General features: G+C 42.2%; 13 protein-coding genes. 3 read left to right on the plus strand and 10 right to left on the minus strand.

Annotation, left to right across the window (positions count from 1 at the left end):
• Positions 1 to 2,103, plus strand: coding sequence for a tetratricopeptide repeat-containing sensor histidine kinase (locus IEY67_RS08835; RefSeq protein WP_122351709.1), 2,103 nt, complete (start codon positions 1 to 3; stop codon positions 2,101 to 2,103).
• Here the strand turns inward: IEY67_RS08835 and IEY67_RS08840 are convergent.
• Both IEY67_RS08840 and IEY67_RS08845 read right to left on the minus strand, forming a co-directional pair.
• Positions 2,075 to 2,440 carry a hypothetical protein gene (locus IEY67_RS08840; RefSeq protein ID WP_122374928.1) on the minus strand — a complete coding sequence of 122 codons (366 nt, stop codon included), beginning with the start codon at positions 2,438 to 2,440 and terminating at the stop codon, positions 2,075 to 2,077. The two genes, IEY67_RS08835 and IEY67_RS08840, sit on opposite strands and share 29 nt — an antisense overlap.
• A gap of 2 nt (positions 2,441 to 2,442) precedes the next feature.
• Positions 2,443 to 3,000, minus strand: coding sequence for an RNA polymerase sigma factor (locus IEY67_RS08845; protein ID WP_183671197.1), 558 nt, complete (start codon positions 2,998 to 3,000; stop codon positions 2,443 to 2,445).
• A 471-nt stretch (positions 3,001 to 3,471) separates the two neighbouring features.
• On the opposite strand from IEY67_RS08845, the gene IEY67_RS08850 reads away from it, so the two are divergent.
• Positions 3,472 to 3,876, plus strand: a complete 405-nt coding sequence (locus tag IEY67_RS08850) for a DUF6249 domain-containing protein (protein WP_122351704.1) — start codon at positions 3,472 to 3,474, stop codon at positions 3,874 to 3,876.
• A gap of 115 nt (positions 3,877 to 3,991) precedes the next feature.
• Entirely contained in the window at positions 3,992 to 5,632 is a 1,641-nt protein-coding gene (locus IEY67_RS08855; RefSeq protein ID WP_229801007.1) for a redoxin domain-containing protein, read from the plus strand.
• Between the two features lie 75 nt (positions 5,633 to 5,707).
• Here IEY67_RS08855 and IEY67_RS08860 read toward each other — a convergent pair whose 3' ends face one another.
• From IEY67_RS08860 to IEY67_RS08895, 8 genes are all read right to left on the minus strand, one after another.
• A complete protein-coding gene (locus tag IEY67_RS08860) occupies positions 5,708 to 6,349 on the minus strand; it encodes a carbohydrate-binding family 9-like protein (RefSeq protein WP_183671196.1) in 642 nt (213 codons plus the stop codon).
• Position 6,350: 1 nt separating this feature from the next.
• Positions 6,351 to 7,010 (minus strand): LysE family translocator, encoded by a 660-nt coding sequence (locus tag IEY67_RS08865; protein WP_122351699.1) that lies wholly within the window; start codon positions 7,008 to 7,010, stop codon positions 6,351 to 6,353.
• Positions 7,011 to 7,141: 131 nt separating this feature from the next.
• Positions 7,142 to 8,692 (minus strand): sulfatase family protein, encoded by a 1,551-nt coding sequence (locus tag IEY67_RS08870; RefSeq protein ID WP_183671195.1) that lies wholly within the window; start codon positions 8,690 to 8,692, stop codon positions 7,142 to 7,144.
• A gap of 101 nt (positions 8,693 to 8,793) precedes the next feature.
• Positions 8,794 to 10,299 carry a sulfatase-like hydrolase/transferase gene (locus IEY67_RS08875; RefSeq protein ID WP_183671194.1) on the minus strand — a complete coding sequence of 502 codons (1,506 nt, stop codon included), beginning with the start codon at positions 10,297 to 10,299 and terminating at the stop codon, positions 8,794 to 8,796.
• Positions 10,300 to 10,397: 98 nt separating this feature from the next.
• On the minus strand, positions 10,398 to 12,017 hold the full coding sequence (locus tag IEY67_RS08880; RefSeq protein WP_229801008.1) for a RagB/SusD family nutrient uptake outer membrane protein: 1,620 nt from the start codon (positions 12,015 to 12,017) through the stop codon (positions 10,398 to 10,400).
• 5 nt (positions 12,018 to 12,022) lie between these two features.
• Positions 12,023 to 15,436 carry a TonB-dependent receptor gene (locus IEY67_RS08885; protein ID WP_122351695.1) on the minus strand — a complete coding sequence of 1,138 codons (3,414 nt, stop codon included), beginning with the start codon at positions 15,434 to 15,436 and terminating at the stop codon, positions 12,023 to 12,025.
• Between the two features lie 102 nt (positions 15,437 to 15,538).
• The gene (locus IEY67_RS08890) at positions 15,539 to 16,549 is read right to left on the minus strand and encodes a FecR family protein (RefSeq protein WP_183671193.1); all 1,011 of its coding nucleotides are present in this window, start codon (positions 16,547 to 16,549) and stop codon (positions 15,539 to 15,541) included.
• 121 nt (positions 16,550 to 16,670) lie between these two features.
• The gene (locus tag IEY67_RS08895; protein WP_183671192.1) at positions 16,671 to 18,227 is read right to left on the minus strand and encodes a sulfatase-like hydrolase/transferase; all 1,557 of its coding nucleotides are present in this window, start codon (positions 18,225 to 18,227) and stop codon (positions 16,671 to 16,673) included.
• Between the last annotated feature and the right edge of the window lie 3 nt (positions 18,228 to 18,230).

Here is an 18,230-nt window from a genome sequence, read left to right on the forward strand (position 1 = left end):
ATGAAAGATAAGAATGGGTATCGGAATAAAAGTTTGTTAGCTATACTGTTTTTGTGTGGCCTGTTGTTATTGTCTCTGTCTGTGGGAGCTTCGGATGATCAGGTTGCACATGAAACGGATAGTATGCGATCCGTTTTATCGCAGAGTACCGATGCAAGAGTAATCATTCCTGTTCTGCTTCGTCTGGCCGATTTGAATGAACAAAAAGAGGAGAGTGTTGTGTGGCTTGAACGTTGTTATCGGGAAGCGGTCCGGATAGATTCTGTTCCTGCCATCTATGTGACATTGATGAAGTTGTTACAATATTATTACAATGAAAATAACCGGGATAGTCTGCTCTATTGGGGGACTAAGATCGATTCGGTCAGCAAGCAACACAATGAATATCCAGATGTATTGTTTGATTTCAAAAGCTATTCGTGCCAGACATTGTTGTGGGCCCGCGATTATGAAATGGCTCTGAATGAGGCAAAGAACGAATACCGTCTGGCAAGTGAACTCAAACATTCGTATGGCCTGCTTCGTTGTACGGAAAGCCTGGGATTGATTTATCAGGCGATCCGACGTGACAGCGATGCCATAGTCGCTTTTCAGGAAGGTCTCGATTTAAATGAAAAAGTAAATTGTCCGGAGATGGTAAAAGCAGAAACAAAGGTACGCCTGAGTTCTTATCAGTCTGAATGTGCGATCCGTGTATCTCCTTCTGAACAGACGGAAGAGATACTAGCTCATTATAAGAAAGCGATCGAAGAGATCGCCGAGGTGAGTGAACGTACCGGGGCAGTGTATAAAATAGGAAGAGACTACTGGCTCCTTTATTGTTTTTATGCAGACTTCTATATTCGGGAACATCAGCCGGACAAGGCGAAGCGGGCATTGAGCGAGGCGGCAAAATATGTCGGGAATAATCTGACGGAGGACGATTACGTGCTGAATACTTATCTGGCAGCCCAGGCCCATTATTATAAAGAGATCGGAGATCTGCCTATGGCTATAAAATTGATCGACAAGGTGTTCGAGACGGAATGTATCATTGCCGACCTGCAGTTCAAAGCGGATATCCTTCAGGAGGAAGGTAAATTGAAAGAAGCATTGGTTTTATATGATAAATTGTACGGAATGGTATCGGAACGGAATAAGGAAACTTTCTTCCGTCAGATCAACCAGCTCCGGACATTACACGAGTTGAACGGACAGGAGGAACAAAAACATGAAATGAAAGTAAATAACGATCGTATGGAACAGAAACAGCATCTGCTCCTGTTCTTTACGGTTGTGGCATTCCTTTTATTAATTCTTATATATATACTTTTCAGGTATTATCAACGTGCCCGCCGCCTGAAGAACGAATTACTGGTAGAAAAACAAAACCTGCTGGAATCGCAGAATAATCTGAAATGTGAGAAAGTGAAAGCAGAGGAAGCCAGCCGCATGAAAAGTGCTTTTGTTGCGAATATGAGTCATGAGATACGGACACCTTTGAATGCTATTGTCGGTTTCTCCGGCTTGCTGGTCGATGAATCGTCTGATCCGGAAGAACGGGGGGAGTATGCTTCTGTGGTCCATAATAACACCGAACAGTTACTGAACCTGGTAAATGATGTACTGGACCTGTCGCGGATGGAAACAGGCGACCTGAATTTTAAATTTGGTGACTACTCATTACAGGAGTGTTGCCAGAGTGCCCTGGATAGTATCCGTCACAGGGTTCCGGAAGGAGTAAAGCTTACTTTTACTCCGGATACTGTTCCGGTTATCCTGCATACCGATACCTTACGTTTGCAACAGATCCTGACAAACCTGCTTACCAACTCGACTAAATTCACGAGTGAAGGTGAAATAAATCTGTCGTATAAAGTAGATAAAGAAGGAAAGCAGGTCCGTATCGCCGTAACTGATACCGGTTGTGGCATCCCGAAGGAGAAACAGGCTGCCGTATTCCGGCGTTTCGAAAAACTGGACGACTATAAAGCAGGTGCCGGTCTGGGACTATCGATCTGTACCCTGATCGCAGACCGCTTGGGAGGAGTTCTTTCCATCGATCCGGATTATGAGGAAGGTGCACGTTTCATCTTTACTCATCCTTACGATATGCCTTCCTGAATTTATAATCGAGGAACAGGAGTATAAGCGTCAGTATGCCGATATAGAAATAGAAACTGAAGGCAGAGATATCGATTTTCGGCCATGCCATTGGCGTCATTGTTGTTTCTGGCATTCCTATATAATAAAGAATAGCAGCGACAGCCATCCCCAGCATCCCCAGCGAAGCAGCAATAACGGCTGCCAGCCCGAGACGTTCGTTACGCTTTCTGACTTTGATCGTTTCACGGGCAATCTGTTGCATAACGTTCAGACGGAACGAAGCCGGCAACTCTTCTTCCGGCATTTGCCTGAACAGGTTTTCCAGTATATCCGGGTTCTTTTTTGTATCATCCATATTTATTTCTCCTCCATTCCTTTGATTAATACAAATAACTTTTTCCGTATCCGGTGCAGCTTCACTTTGATGTTGGATGCACTGAAACCGGTAATGACCGTTAATTCGTCCACTGTCTTTTCCTTCATATAAAAGAGCAGGATCAATGCTCTTTCATCCGGTGGAAGCAGGGCTAGGGCTGTGTCCAGTTTGTCGAGTTGCTCGGTCACGGATGTATTCTCTAGCAGTTCACCGACTGCTTCTTCCGATGCGTTGCTGATCTGTGACTCTTCGATGGCAACGAATTCCTGCTTCTTCTTACGCAATTCCGATATGGCCGTATTGTAAGCAATACGGTATATCCAGGTGGAGAAGCTGCAGTCGGCCTTGAACGACGGCAAGTTACGAAATACTTTCATAAATACATCCTGCGCCAGTTCTTCCGCGTCTTCCTTGCTACCAACCATTTTAAGGATTAACGAATGAACCGGACGGCTGTATTTATCCAGAAGGCAGGCAAAACAACCTGTATCTCCCGCTACTATTCTTTCTATATAATATGCGTCGCTATACAACTCCATCCTACCTTATGGACGCAAGTTCGGCAATTTGGTTACAACTTGCAACAATAAAAATATTAAATAGATTATTTATGCATTCGTTCTCTTTTATAATTTGTCACTTATCAGCCGGATAGAAGCAGAGAATATACAATGACGAAGTAGTCTGAAAACAGGTATATTGTATGGTAAATACTACTTATACCTAATCCAAACCTCCTTATCTTCTATCTTTTTGACCCAGGTGATATACGTATTCGACCCAGGTCAAAAACATATTCGCCCTGGGTGGAAAAATTGGTTGACCCAGGTCAAAAGTATAAAAGGTAAGTTGTTTTATATTAGAAGGCAATTATTTTGTGATTAGAAAACTATTGTCTTGCGGATAAAAAGTCTATACTTGGTGTTTTTGTCTCTGCAGGCTGTAACCTTTTCTGAGATACTGCGTCAAACTAATAAACGAGATTAATTAACAACTAAAAAATTACAGTTATGATGGATTTTATAATGGTTCCGCTGATCGTCGGAATAGTTTGTGCAGGTATTTACGGTTTATTTGAATTGTTTGTACGTAAAAAAGAACGGTTGGCTATTATTGAGAAGATCGGGGATAAACTGGAACCTTCTGCTTTCGATGCTAAAATAGGTTTACCTCGTTTGAGTACTAATTTCTCTTTCAGTTCTTTGAAAGCCGGATGTTTACTGGCCGGTATCGGATTGGGATTGCTGGTCGGATTTATTATCTCTGTGTCGCTTACGGACTTTAATCTTGATAATTGGGGACGGCGCGAATTAATCAGTACGGTATATGGCGCATCGGTTTTGTTGTTTGGTGGAATCGGACTGATTGTTGCTTTTATTATTGAATTGAAACTATCAAAAGAGAAAAATAAATAGTTTGGAGAGTTGTGTGTTAGATAAGGGTGGGGTTATACTTTCACCCTTATTTTTTTGTCTATTATGCTATATTACTTACTTTTGATAAATTATTAATCCTTTGATCCGGCTGGTTATGAAGACTAAACTATTTTTTTTCCTGATGATTTGCCTCTGTCTTTCCTGTGCAAAGCAAAATCGTATCATCGATTATCCGGTGATAGATAATAAGAATACAACGACGATGGAACTTTACCGGGTGGAATTGACGGATACGGCAACCATTCTCCATGCAGAAATGTATAACCGACCCAATTATTGGGTACGCATCTCCTCTGGTGCTTGTCTGGAAGGTTTGACTTCGGGGAAGAAATATAAATTGCTGGGATCCACCGATTTTGAGTTGGATAAAGAAGTCTATATGCCTGAGTCCGGTAACAGTCCGGCTACCTTATTATTTGAACCGGTTGATCCGAATGAAGAAGCGGTTAGTTTTATTGAAGGACCGGAAAAAGGGGATTTCCGTATCGAAGGAATACATCTGAAAAAACAACCTGTTACGCCCGGAACATTTGAATGTGTTTTGGAGGGTGAAGTAATAGACCGTCCTCAGAGTTCCCGCCTGACGTTGATACGTGCCGGAAAAGATATACGTACAACCCCGTTTATCTCTATTCCTGTCAGAGACGGTAAATTCAATTATACATTGACTGCCGATGAAAATGAAATGTATGAACTGGTGTTCTGGGATGAACAAATGAACGGAGCCTGGCGTCCGACCTATTTCATTTCGGAAAAAGGGACTTTGCATTTCACGCTTTATACTATGGAACATCGTCCGCACAGTGTTCTGCAGGCAGACGGTGCTTTGAATAAGGAAGAGATACGCATGCAGGAGGAAATGGAAAAACTTTATCCGGTAACCCAACTGGAGAAGGAGAGGGATGTGCTGGAAAAAGAAGAACGTTATTCTTCGAAGGAAATGTATGATTTGCAGAAGAGGATGTCGGCAGCAAAAACGGATGAAGACAGAAATAAATTATATGCTGAATATGAGCGTCTGCGTGATGCCGGTAAGGAATATTCGGAAGAAGGCCTTGCTCTGAATGAAAGATTCAAAGAGTCGTTTGATGGCATTCGGCAATGGAAGCTTGATTATGTAAAGAAAGAACCGACGCTGAACGGTTTATGTCTTTTAAAGCAAATGCTCGATAATGCCGTGATGATGGCACGCTATTATCCGGGCAAAGAAGAATTTCCGGCTTATCCGGAGATATTCGAGCGTAATTATAAGGAGAAGTTCGCTTCTCATCCTTATGTGAAGGATATGGAACGGATTATTGCCAGTATGAATGTGAAAGTAGGCGGTTCTTATATCGACTTTACTGCTCCCGATCTGGAAGGGAATATGGTAAAGCTTTCCGACCAGATAAAAGGGAAAGTCGCTTTGATCGATTTATGGGCCTCCTGGTGTGGACCATGCCGCCGGTTGTCGTCCAGTATGATACCGGTTTACGAAACGTTCAAGGATAAAGGATTTACTGTTGTCGGTATTGCTCGTGAAAATAATAATACGGATGCCATGAAGAAGGCGATCGAGCAGGATAAATACCCCTGGTTGAATCTGGTTGAACTGAATGATAAAGGAAATATCTGGGAGATGTATGGTGCAGGTAACAGCGGAGGGTGTACGTATCTGGTAGATAAGGATGGAAAGATATTAGCCATCCATCCTTCTGCCGAAGAAGTGACTAAGATCCTGAAAGACTTATTGTAGGCAATAAAAATAAAATACCGGAGAATAACAATCTCTGTTATTTTCCGGTATTTTATTTTGCCATTAGAGTTTGTTTTATAAATAGATTTCTCCAAAGAACTCCGGACGATGGAAATCCGGCGTAGGAACGTTTATCGGACTCCAGCTTACGAAATGCGGGAATTCCGTATCGTCGGCGCATTTATAGAAGTTACCCATGATTTTTTCCGGCAGGTTATCAGGATCGAGACCCATTAGCTGGAATGGGATAGCGACTACCAATTCCCAGGAATATACGCCTTTCTTTTCTGCAAAAGGCTTATGTTCCAGTGTGGAATACCTACGGATAGAGGCATACTCGTCCGAGTTCAGCGATCTCTTGATATCGCGTGACTGGCGGCGTGCCGCATCGCAGGTGCCGATACAGTTAAATTCAAAATTCATGTAGTTGTGATCTTCTTCGGTTTTCATAAAAAACTCTACACAACTATCTGTATAAACTGGTGACCCGTCTGCGCTGTGCACAGCTTTCAGGGAATTTCCTTTCACGAAATAACGAATGTATAAATTCGTGTCTGTTCGTGCTATATCAAAGGCAACAATTGGTTTGTAAGGGTACTCTTCCCAATTGATCACATCAATATACTCTCGCTGGGCTTTGCTCTCCAGCAGATATCCTGCGGATGATAGATCCAGTACATCCAGCGTCACTAAATACGGTACTTTAAGCTTCTTCATGTTAATTATAGATTTGGAGCAACGGCAAATGGAAATATGAGGTAAGGAGCACAGATAATACTCCTACAATAGCCAAAACAATGATGACTGTCCCTACAATCCGATTCAATAACCATATTCCTCGTACATTAAACCATTTTTTTAATTTGGCAACTATATATGTGATACCGAACCACCACAAAACGGCACCTATACCAATGCATGCAATCCCTCCCAATAACATCCAAACAGAATGATCTGGTAACACAAACCCAAAACGTGCAAACAAGCCAATATATAGAAGCACGATTAAAACGTTGCTAAAGGTAAGAAGAAAAGCTGTAATAAAATCCTGTGTGAACGATAACTTTTTTTCACGTTGCTTTTTTAAGTTTTTTACAGGATTGGATTGGTATATATAGTAACCGAAAAGTCCGAGAACGATGCTTCCCATTAGTTGGAGCGGTGCCTGATTGGCTTCGACGAAGTTGACAACAACTCCCATTCCCAGGCAGGTAAGAGCGGCATATATGACATCCGATAAGGCTGCTCCCAGGCCGGTAACGAACCCGTGCCAACGTCCTTTATTTAATGTTCTTTGTATACACAGCATACCGATCGGACCCATAGGGGCTGATACAAGTACGCCTATCACAATTCCTTTACTAATAAGTCCCAGCATTATCTTTTATTTTCTGCCCAATTGCCCACAAAGATAGTGTCTATTCCCTGATAAAAAAAGGTAAAAACATAAAAATGGTCTGGAACAAAAGTCCCAGACCGTTGATTCTTAATTCAAATAGGTTATTCAATTTATTTTGGTTTGACGGTGTTGTTACGAACACCTTTCAGAATTCCCTGCAACTGATAAACGACTTCCGGACGTTTTTCTGACAGATTCTCCTGTTCGCCTACCTGGGTCATATCGTATAACTGAGGTGTTTTAGAATAACCTGTCTCGATCTTGGGTCCCCAGGGTACCATTTTCGGTCCGTCGCTGGTCTCGATATACTTCCAGTCTTTTGTGCGGACCGATAGCGTATGGTCGGAAGCCTGTTCGATCACCCATGGGCGGTCGGCATTGTCTGTGCCCAGTAAGGTTCCCAGGTAATTGTAACTGTCGGGGGCAGCGCCTTTGGGAAGAACAGATCCTGTCAATGCTGCCAGTGAAGCGAACCAGTCGACCTGTGACATTAAAGCATCGGATACTTTTCCTTTTTTTATTTCTTTCGGCCAACTGATAATGGCGGGAATACGTGTTCCTGCTTCGAATGCACTGTATTTTCCTCCGCGTAACGGGCCGCCCGGTTTGTGATCACCCAGCAGTTCTTCTGCCTGGTCTGCATAACCGTCATCCACTACCGGACCATTGTCGCTGGAGAGGATGATCAATGTATTTTCTCTTAATCCCAATCTTTCCAGTTCGTCCAGTATCTGTCCGACACTCCAGTCGAACTGCACGATCGCATCTCCTCTGAGTCCCATCGGGTTTTTCCCTCTGAAACGTTCGTGAGGAAAACGGGGAACGTGCACGTCGTTTGTGGCGAAGTACATAAAGAAAGGTTTGTCCTTGTTTGCCTTGATAAAGTCGAGGGCATGTGTCGTGATGGAGTCTGCCAGGTTTTCATCTTTCCACAAAGCCTTGCCGCCGCCTTTCATATAACCGATACGTCCGATACCATTGACGATTGCCATGTCGTGGCCGTGGCTGTGTTTCAGATTATACAGCAGTTCCGGATGGTCTTTGCCCAACGGTTCACCTTCAAAAGGTTTCTGATAACTGACTTCGATAGGTGCCGACGGGTCGTAGTTGGCTACTTTACCGTTTTCAATGAAGACACAGGGTACACGGTCGGCTGTGGCAGCCATGATATAGGAATAATCGAATCCGAGATCTGCCAACGCTGCGGGCAGAGGTGCATTCCAGTCCTGTTCGCCTGTTTTATCACCCAGTCCCAGATGCCATTTGCCTAAAGCTGCGGTTGTATACCCTGCACTTTTGAACATGTCCGCGATGGTATATCTTTCCGGGCGGATGATCATTCCGGCATTTCCTGCAGCAATATCTGTTCCCGGCCTGCGCCATGCATACTCTCCGGTAAGCAGTGAATAACGGGATGGTGTGCTGGTCGCTGCTGTTGCGTGGGTATTCGTAAAGCGAATGCCGCTGTTAGCCAGTTTGTTGACGTTGGGTGTCTGTACTCGTGTTGCACCGTAACATTCCAGGTCGCCATAACCCAGGTCGTCGGCATAAATGAAAATGACATTCGGCGTTTGCGTCTCTTTTGCCTTTTGAGCATGGGAGGTGATCGGAGAAACAAGGAATGCTCCCAGTCCGAAACCGATTAGTACGTTTGATTTCATGATATTTTTAGTTTATATTAGTTTATGATAGTTCGGGAGTTAAAGGTCTGCATTTTTTTTCTAGTAGCCTTGTTTTATACCGTGTTTTTAACGGATATTGTCTACTTTTTTAAAATGGCAGAGCTTATTTCGTATTGAATTTTAGGATGATGAATCCTGGGGTCATTGTATCGTTCTCCATATTCTTTTAAGTTGGAGGCTAATTGGGAAACGATCTCTTTATAAGCCGGGTCAAAATAACAATTAAACAATTCGTCCGGGTCTTTTTTTAGATCGGTCAGCCAGGGAATATCTGAACTATATTCCGAATAAGTTAGTTTATAATCAGGTGTTACGGCAGATATCCACATAGTACGTTTGGCTGTAGCCGATTCATCCCAATCACTTTTTAATTTAGGTGTTGTAGCTCTCATAAAAACAATATCATTGTATTTTTCAGGGAGTTTATTACCTTTCCATAATGGGGACAAGTCCCGGCCGTCATATTGGTCGGAAGGCTGGATCTGGCAAAAACTAAGTAGAGAAGGAGTAAAATCAACAACAGACATGACATTATCGACTCTGATTCCTTCTCGCATTCCCGCCGGGTAACTGATAATGAACGGGACACGGGCTGAATCGTCTAATGGGACACCTTTGTTGATCAATCCGTGTTGCCGGCACAAGTCTCCATGATCAGATGTGAAAACAATAATTGTATTATCAAGAACACCTTTCTCTTTTAGAGTACTTAATATTCGTCCTATATTATCGTCAATGCATTTAATCATGCCGAAGTATTGAGCCATATCTTCGGGCTGGTCTGCCGGGAGATTATCCCCGTGTGACCATGCAGGTCGACTGGTTGTATCGGCGGTAGCAGTTACTGGTTCCTTGAACTTTATGTGACTGTACTTCGTGTCGTAGGGCGGTCTTACAAGATTCGCACTATGCGGATCCGGAAAACAAATCATGCAACAGAACGGCCCGTCTTTTTGTTGGTTTATGAAATCAATGGCCCGTGTAGCAATAAAGTCAGTAGTGAATGTCTTTTCATTTGTTGTTTTCACATCTGCATTTGTTCTGAACACGGGTCCTTCTTCCGCTTCTTCTATCTTTTTCCAATGGCCACGATTATACATATAAAAATTGTCGGAAAAGCCGAAGTCACGTTTGGGATGCCATTCCGGTTTTCCTTTTCCATTGAGATGTAATTTCCCGAAGTACCCGGTTGCATAGCCGTTATCCCGTAAGGATTCTCCAAAGGTGGGTGTCTTTTCAGACAGGGCCATGTCGTTTGTCCATACTCCGTTGTTCTGTGGATAAAATCCGGTCATGAAAGAGGCTCGACTGGGGGAACTAACTGGGGTTGTGGCATAGCAGCGTGTAAATAATACTCCACGGTGTGCCAGATAATCTATATTGGGTGTTTCCACAATGGCTTCTTCTCCCCATGGGAAAGCTTGTTCATTTTGCAGGCATTCCCGATAACAACCTAAAGTACGAAAGTTCTGTTCATCTGTATGAATGATGACAATGTTGGGTTGCTGTGTTTGGGAATAACTTCCGGAAGCAACAATAGATAATAATGATACAGGCAGGATTACTTTATTTATTTTATGATTCATGATATGGATGTTCAGGTAATATTTAATCAAAAGCGGAAAAGAAAACAGAGATACCGGAATTATAAGTAACCGGTATCTCTGTAAAGTTATTTAACCGACTATCTCAAGTTGGGATTGATATTCTTTTCAGATAGTGGAATAGGCCAACGTTCTTGTCCGGCTTTAAAATTACGTTTGTCAACGTACCAGCGGTTATACGGATCAGGCTGTCCATCTTTCTTCTTCATTAACTCTTGATTGGTGATGTAAAATGGTGAACCATAAATATCCTGATTTAAGCGTTCTTCAGCGATTCCCCAGCGGAATAAATCCCAAAGGCGAAGTCCTTCAAAAGCAAATTCGATCATACGCTCTTTCTGAATAATTTTTAATAATTTATCCGGATTGGTTTCCGTTATCTTTGGCATACTTACGCGTCCCCGAACTGCGTTGATCGTTTGGTCAAGTAGAGTTTGGGTGATTGGTGTCCCGGCTTCCATCTCGGCTTCCAGGTACATCATTAATACGTCAGCATAACGTGCTAAAGGAACATTGTTTCCATATTGGCTTTTATCCCCGTTCCAGCTTTCATCAAAGTATTTACGTAAAAGGAAACCTGTTTGAGTTGTTTGTCCCGGGCCGATCTTGTCGGCTGCCGTTGTTTCAGGATTGCAGCTGTAAACTGTTCCGCGGAAGGTCGAACCATCGTAAATAAGTGTATAATCCAAACGGGGATCACGATTTTCTCCAAAGTTGTTTTTGTTGAAACGTGGGTCATCATAGCTGAAAGGTGTTCCATCCAGAAAGTCATAGGCTTCAAATAGAATGCTGGATCCATTCACCAAACACCATCCTCCGTCTTTTATCGGATAAGCATGTTGAGGTAGTCCGTGTCCTGCTAAGTCATCGACAAACTGTGTCGCGAAAATATGTTCAGAGCTATTTATTGCACTGGGATAAAACAATTTCTGATAGTCGGTATCTAATTTGTTATCTCCCCAATCGATGATTTGCTTACATGCCACAGCAGCTTCCTTGTAATTTTTCGCAACCAGATGTGTCCGTGCCAAATAAACCAATGCAGCCTGTGCCGTTGCGCGTCCGCGTTCCGAGGATGGTAAATCTTTATGGCGGGGCAGGAGATTAGCAACTTCTGTTAATTCGTCAATTGCATATTGAAGAACCTCTGCACGCGGTGACTTTAAAACTGTATTGGCTTCATCCAAGGTCAGGACTGTTTTAATTAGCGGAACATCATAGTAATAGGAAGCCAGGTAAAAATATTGTACTGCCCGGATAAAGCGAGCTTCCGCTTTCATACGTTCCATTTCCGGATTATCAGATTCGAGCGTATTGATTCCTTCAATGAATCGGGTACATGCACTGATACGGCGGTAAGGTTTCTGATACAAGTCTTTTACCCATCCGTTATTTTCATCGATTTGTCCGGATGTCAGTTTCCCGAGATTATTATTGAATCCGCGGCGGTCGTATCCCATATCGCTGACACCATCTATTAGTATTTTTGCACTATAGGCCCACCAATCGGAGGCATTGTAGTCTACTCCATAGGTGATACCTCCGCGGTATAAACCGATAAGTGCAAGTTTTGTATTTTCTTCTTTATCGAAGAAAGTATCTTCGCTGAAATTTGTCAGCGGATAACGGTCCAACTCGCAAGAGGTTAAAGATGCAATAGCAACCAAGACCATTATTAATTTCTTTATAATTGATTTCATACTTTTCAGAATTTAAGATTCAAACCAAATGTATAGTTTGCCAATACCGGATAGAATCGGTCATCGGCATTGATTTCCGGATCCCAACCATCCGGATAGCTATGGAATGTGAACGGGTTCTCTGTTGCTACATAGAAACGTACATTCTGGATGAAAGTGTTCTTTAAGATTGACTTGGGTAAAGTATATCCTAACTGAATGTTCTTTACACGTAGGTAAGAGGCGTTGCGAATCCAGAAATCAGATTGTTGCGTATTAATTCCAGTTGCATTTCCCAGGTTTGCTATACGTGGGTATTTCGGGTAACGTGTCGGGTTTTCCGGATCGAAGGCTTCTTTCATCTGCCATTTTTGGATATTTCCTTCACTCCACAAAGCCCAGCCTGAAAAACCGTTTAGCAGTCCGTTGACACCAGCTACTCCCTGTAAGAAGATGTTCAGGTCAAAACCTTTATAAGCTGCATTTAATGAAAGACCGAATGTGTATTTAGGAATTTTTGAACCTAAATAAACGCGGTCGTAAGTCGCATCGACTTTTCCGTCGGGAACACCGTCGGGGCCTGAAATATCTTTGTATCGAATATCACCTGGTTTGGTGTTGGCTTTATTTGCTCCCATGGCGGATTGGTCTGTGTGAGCAAAATAATCGTCTATATCCTGTTGGTTCAGGAATACTCCATCTGTTTGATATCCGTAGTACATATCGATTGGATAACCGATAAATAGATTGGAACCGTTACCTACCATTCCGTTTGCTTGTTCTACATTACCAAGTCCTAACGTTTCAACCTTATTTTTGATGATTGAGAAGTTGCCGTTGATACTATAGCTGAATTCACCTATATTATTTCTGTGTCCTACTTCAAATTCCCAGCCCCGGTTGGAGGCTTCTCCGGTATTAACCTCACTCATTTGTAGTCCGAAAGCAGATGAGGCGCTTGCGTTTGGTTTGAATAAGATATCATAAGTATATCTGTAGAAGTAAGAAATATTGGCGGTCAGTAAACCATTCCAGAGCACAGATTCGAAACCACCGTCTATCGTACGGGTCGTTTCCCATTTAAGTCGCGGATCCGTATAGGTTTTCAAAGCGGCTCCCTGCTGTATCGTACCTCCCAGTGGATAATTGAAGTCATTCCCTAATTCATAGACTGACTGATAAGCATAATTGCCAATATTATTATTCCCCAGAATACCAGCGGATGCTTTTAGTTTGAGGTTATTAATAAAGTTCAATTTCTCATTTTCTTTAAAAAAGTTTTCTTCTGAAATTCTCCAACCTATAGCGGCTGAAGGAAAGAATGCATAACGCGAATTTGAAGGAAAACGTGATGAACCGTCGTAACGCATTGTCACTTCACCTAGATAGCGTTCTGCATAGTTGTATTGTGCACGTCCGAAGAAAGACTGGATGACCCAGTCGTAACCTCCGCCTTTATTGGTCTGGTTATCCGGTGAACCTACTGTCAGGAACGGGTACTCATTGCTGGGGAAATTATCCCGACGGCCTTCCAGATCGCGGGCCGATTCTTCTTCCCACGAATAGCCGGCCAGGATACCTAGATTATGTACTTTGTTGAACGTTTTTGAATAGTCAACTGTGGCCTGAAATGATTTATAGTCAGTGTTGGTATTCTTTTCTTCTAAATAAGAGGGACCTAAAACACTGGTGGCTCCGTTGATTGTGACGGGTAAAGTGGCACGGAACTTTTTGTCTTGTGCATTCGTGAAATTGTAAGCACCGATAGCGGAGAACTTCAACCCTTCTATCGGGGTATACTCCAGGCGTACATTCGAGTTGATTCTCATGGTAGGCTTTTCCTGGAATGATTCGGATGCCAGCCATGCTTTAGGTGTTCCGAAGTTTTTAACACCCGGTCCCCATGAACCATCACTTAATACTGAAGGACGGAATCCTGGAAAACGTAATCCCTGACTGATCAGTGACATCATTCCGTAACCACCGTCTATGGCACCGGCTGTGCCTGGTTCTTTGGTTTGAGCTTTATCACCTCGTAAGCGAATAGTTAATTTCAGTTTGTCAGATAAATTGGACGTAAGATTGACACGGGCTGTGTAGCGTGAATAGTTGTTGCCCGGTACAATACCGTTCTGGCTTAAATAACCGAAAGATGCAAAATACTGGCTTCGGTCGTTGCCTCCGTTCAAAGACAAATCGTGTCCTGTCTGTAAACCGTTTCCGGAGAAAATGTCGTCTACGAATTTTTCATTGGCCCATAAGTCGGGCATACTTCCCGTACGCATAGCATTGATTTCCTCATCAGTGAAACGGGTAACTCCTTCAGCCTGATTCAGCAAGCGCGCGTAATCCCAACTGTCTACATACTTTGGAAGAGCGGTTGCCCGGTTAAAACCTACGTAACCATTATAGGAAACAGAGACTTTCGATTCTTTTCCCATTTTAGTTGTGACCAATACTACTCCATTTGCTGCGCGTGATCCGTAAATGGCGGCAGTTGATGCGTCTTTTAATATGGAAATACTTTCAATATCATTCGGGTTTATATCCGTCATATTTCCTGGTATTCCATCTATAAGGATTAGAGCATCGGCTTTTTTGGCATCATTGTCGCTACTGAAAGAGCCGACACCACGCACACGTATCGTTCCGGTATTCTCACCCGGACGTCCGCCCGCTTGTGTGATCGTAACACCTGGCATCTGGCCGGTAAGGGCTGAAACGACTGACGAAGTGGCACGGTTTTCCAGTTGTTTGGAATCAACAGAAGCGATAGAACCGATCACATTCACCTTTTTTGATGTACCATATCCAACAACCACAACTTCATCGAGTGCCTGCGAATCTTCGATAAGCTGGATTGAATAATTGTCTTTTCCGTCTACACGGATATCCTTGGATAAGTATCCGATGTAAGAAATTTGTAAAGTATTACCCAGAGAAGCCTCAATAGAAAATTTGCCTTCCAGATCGGTGATTGTTCCATTGGTTGTACCTTTCACAACAACGTTTGCACCAATAACAGGTAGACCGCTGGGATCAGTAATGATGCCCTGGATTTTCTGAGTGGACTGTTGTTTTTGCTGTAGCTGTACCGGAACAATAATAATATGTTTCCCTTCAATCCGATAGGTAAAACTACTGTTTTCTAGTAGCTCTGTTATAACAGAGGACAGGATTTTATCATTAAAATCCTGATTGATAATTCTATTAACATCTAATTTTGTTTGATTATAAGCAATACTCAACCCTGTTTGTTTTTCAATATTTTCGAATACGCTTAACAGTGTCTTGTTTTTTGCAACAATTGATATTCGTTGGTTCTGCCCCCAACCCGAGTTAAATGTGAATAGGCTTAATAGTGTAAATATTAACAATTTACGTAATTTTAAGAGTCCGTATGTACTCTTATAGTAGTTTAATTTCATACTTTTGTACATTAAATCAATGAATACTAAATTTAAGATCTCTACAGTTTTAAATGGATTGTTGATTTCGGGGGTTGGAGAAGGTGTCGCAATTTTTTCCAGTCCCTTTTTTTGTTATTTTACTCCTTTCTTTTTTAGTGAATAAATAGTTATTGTATCATCATCTGTTTCATAAGTTAATCCATTGACAGTCATTGTCAGAATTTTCATGACTGTATCAATGTCTTCATTCTGGCGGAATTTTATAGTGTATAAATCCGGGGTAAACAAGCGGGGATTTATAATGAAGTCAACGGCATATTTTCGCTGGATTGTAGCCAGAATCTCTTTTAGAGGCATATTTATAAAATTGAGTTCACCTTTTATCCAGGCAGAATAATTGGCTGCATTGATAGTTCTTTTTTCGAATATGCCTGTTTTGTAATTATATTCCAATTGTTCGTTTGGTGATAAGATGAAAGAGTTTTCATCATCTTCGATTTTATTTACTTTGATGCTTCCGTTTTCGAGTGTCGCAATGATTTTATCACTCTCCGAGTAAGCTTGTACATTGAATTTTGTACCAAGTGCCTCAACCCTTAGAGAACTTGTCTTTACAATAAAAGGATGCTTTTTGTCCTTTTTTACCGTGAAGTTTGCTTCTCCTGCCAGATGCAGGGTACGAGTGTCTCCTTTGAATTCTTTTGGATAGATTAATATACTCCCTGAATTGATGTTTACTATGGAACCGTCGGGGAGGGTTAACTCCTGTTTCTCTCCTTCCGGTACGAAACATTGTATTAGTTCCGGATTATATGTGTTATGTTTAACATACAGATAGGAACCGATTACCGATAATAAAGGAATAATAAGTATTGCTGCTATTCTCGATAGTTTGTATGTCAGTCTATATTGTTTATGTGAGGATTTATTTTGTTTGATCTTTTCCTGAGTAGCTTTCAGTGAAAGATAAGTATTTGCATCTGTTTTTGCCGGATATTCATTCCATATAGACAGGAGTGCTTTTTCTTTTTCTTCTTGATTGGATGAATTAACCAGCCATTGCCATATCTTGATCCGAAGTTCCGAATCGAATGTATGGGAAACCAGGTTATATAGTATTTTATATGTTTTTGATGTGTGCATATTATTGCCGTTTTATATAAGAGACGTAAGGGAGATGGAACACACAGTCAGAATGTGATTTTTTATAAAAAAAGATGCTGGAAGATGTTTTGACACACCTTCCAGCTTGTAAGGGTTTTGTTTAATGTGATCCTTGTTTTTGTATCTTTTTCAGGATTTGCTGCAATTTGAAAACAATTTCAGGATGTAGAGATGCTTTATTGGTTTGTTCTGTAGATTCTTTCATATCATATAACTGGGGTTCCGTTGAATAGCCGGTTTCAATATTTGTTACTCTGGCTACTTTAACAGGATTGAAACTGGTTTCTATATATTTCCAGTCTTTTGTCCGGATGGAAAGTGTATGGTCAGAGGCTTGTTCGATTACCCATGGTCGGTCCGTATTGTCTTTCCCAAACCAATTAGATAGCATATCGAAGCTATCTGATGCAGATCCTTTAGGTAGTATTGCATGTATGAGAGTTGCAAAAGATGCAAACCAGTCGATCTGGGAAACTAAAACATCTGAAATTTTTCCTTTTTCTACAATAGTTGGGTAGCTTACAATTGCAGGAATGCGTGTGCCACCTTCGAAGGCACTATATTTTCCTCCGCGTAATGGGCCGGCAGGCTTATGATTACCTACTAATTCTTGAGCCTGGTCGGCGTAGCCGTCATCGAGGACGGGACCGTTGTCACTTGAAAGAATGATCATTGTGTTTTGGGTCAATCCTAATTTATCCAATTCTTCCATCAACTGTCCGACACACCAGTCGAACTGTACAATTGCATCTCCTCTTAGGCCCATCGGGTTTTTACCTCTGAAACGGTCATGCGGGAAACGGGGTACATGTACATCGTTCGTTGCAAAATAGAGAAAAAACGGATTGTTTTTATTTTCCCGGATGAAGTTTAGTGCATGTGTCGTTATTGAATCGGCTATGTTTTCATCTTTCCAAAGAGCTTTGCCTCCTCCTTTCATGTATCCTATACGTCCAATACCGTTTATGATAGCCATATCATGCCCGTTACTGTGTTTCAGATTATACAACAGTTCAGGATGGTTTTTGCCGAGTGGCTCTCCTTCAAATGGTTTTTGATAACTTACTTCAATGGGAGCGGAAGGATCATAGTTGGCTACTTTTCCATTTTCGATAAATACGCAGGGGACCCGATCGGCAGTAGCTGCCATGATATAGGAGTAGTCGAATCCGATATCTAAAGCAGTAGGCAAGGGGGCGTTCCAATCCTGTTCGCCGCTTTTATCCCCTAAACCGAGATGCCATTTCCCGATAGCTGCTGTTGTATATCCGGAGTTTTTGAACATGTCTGCCATCGTATATTGTTCGGGACGAATGATCATACCGGCATTTCCAGCTGCGATATCTGTTCCTTTTTTTCTCCAGGCATATTCTCCGGTAAGCATAGAATAGCGAGAGGGAGTGCTGGTCGCTGCTGTGGCATGCGCATTGGTAAAACGAATCCCGTTTTGTGCCAGGCGGTTGATATTAGGCGTGGCGGCTCCTGACCCTCCATAACATTCCAGATCACCATAACCCAAATCGTCTGCATATATAAGTATGACGTTAGGTGTCGGCTTCACTTCTTCACTGTTTTTTTGTTGCGAAAGGGATGGAACGGGGAGAAATATACTTCCGATACCTAATCCGATCAATATATCTTTCTTTTTTATTGTCATATC

The organism is Parabacteroides faecis (assembly GCF_014647375.1).
In the GTDB taxonomy this organism is placed as follows: Bacteria; Bacteroidota; Bacteroidia; order Bacteroidales; family Tannerellaceae; genus Parabacteroides; species Parabacteroides faecis.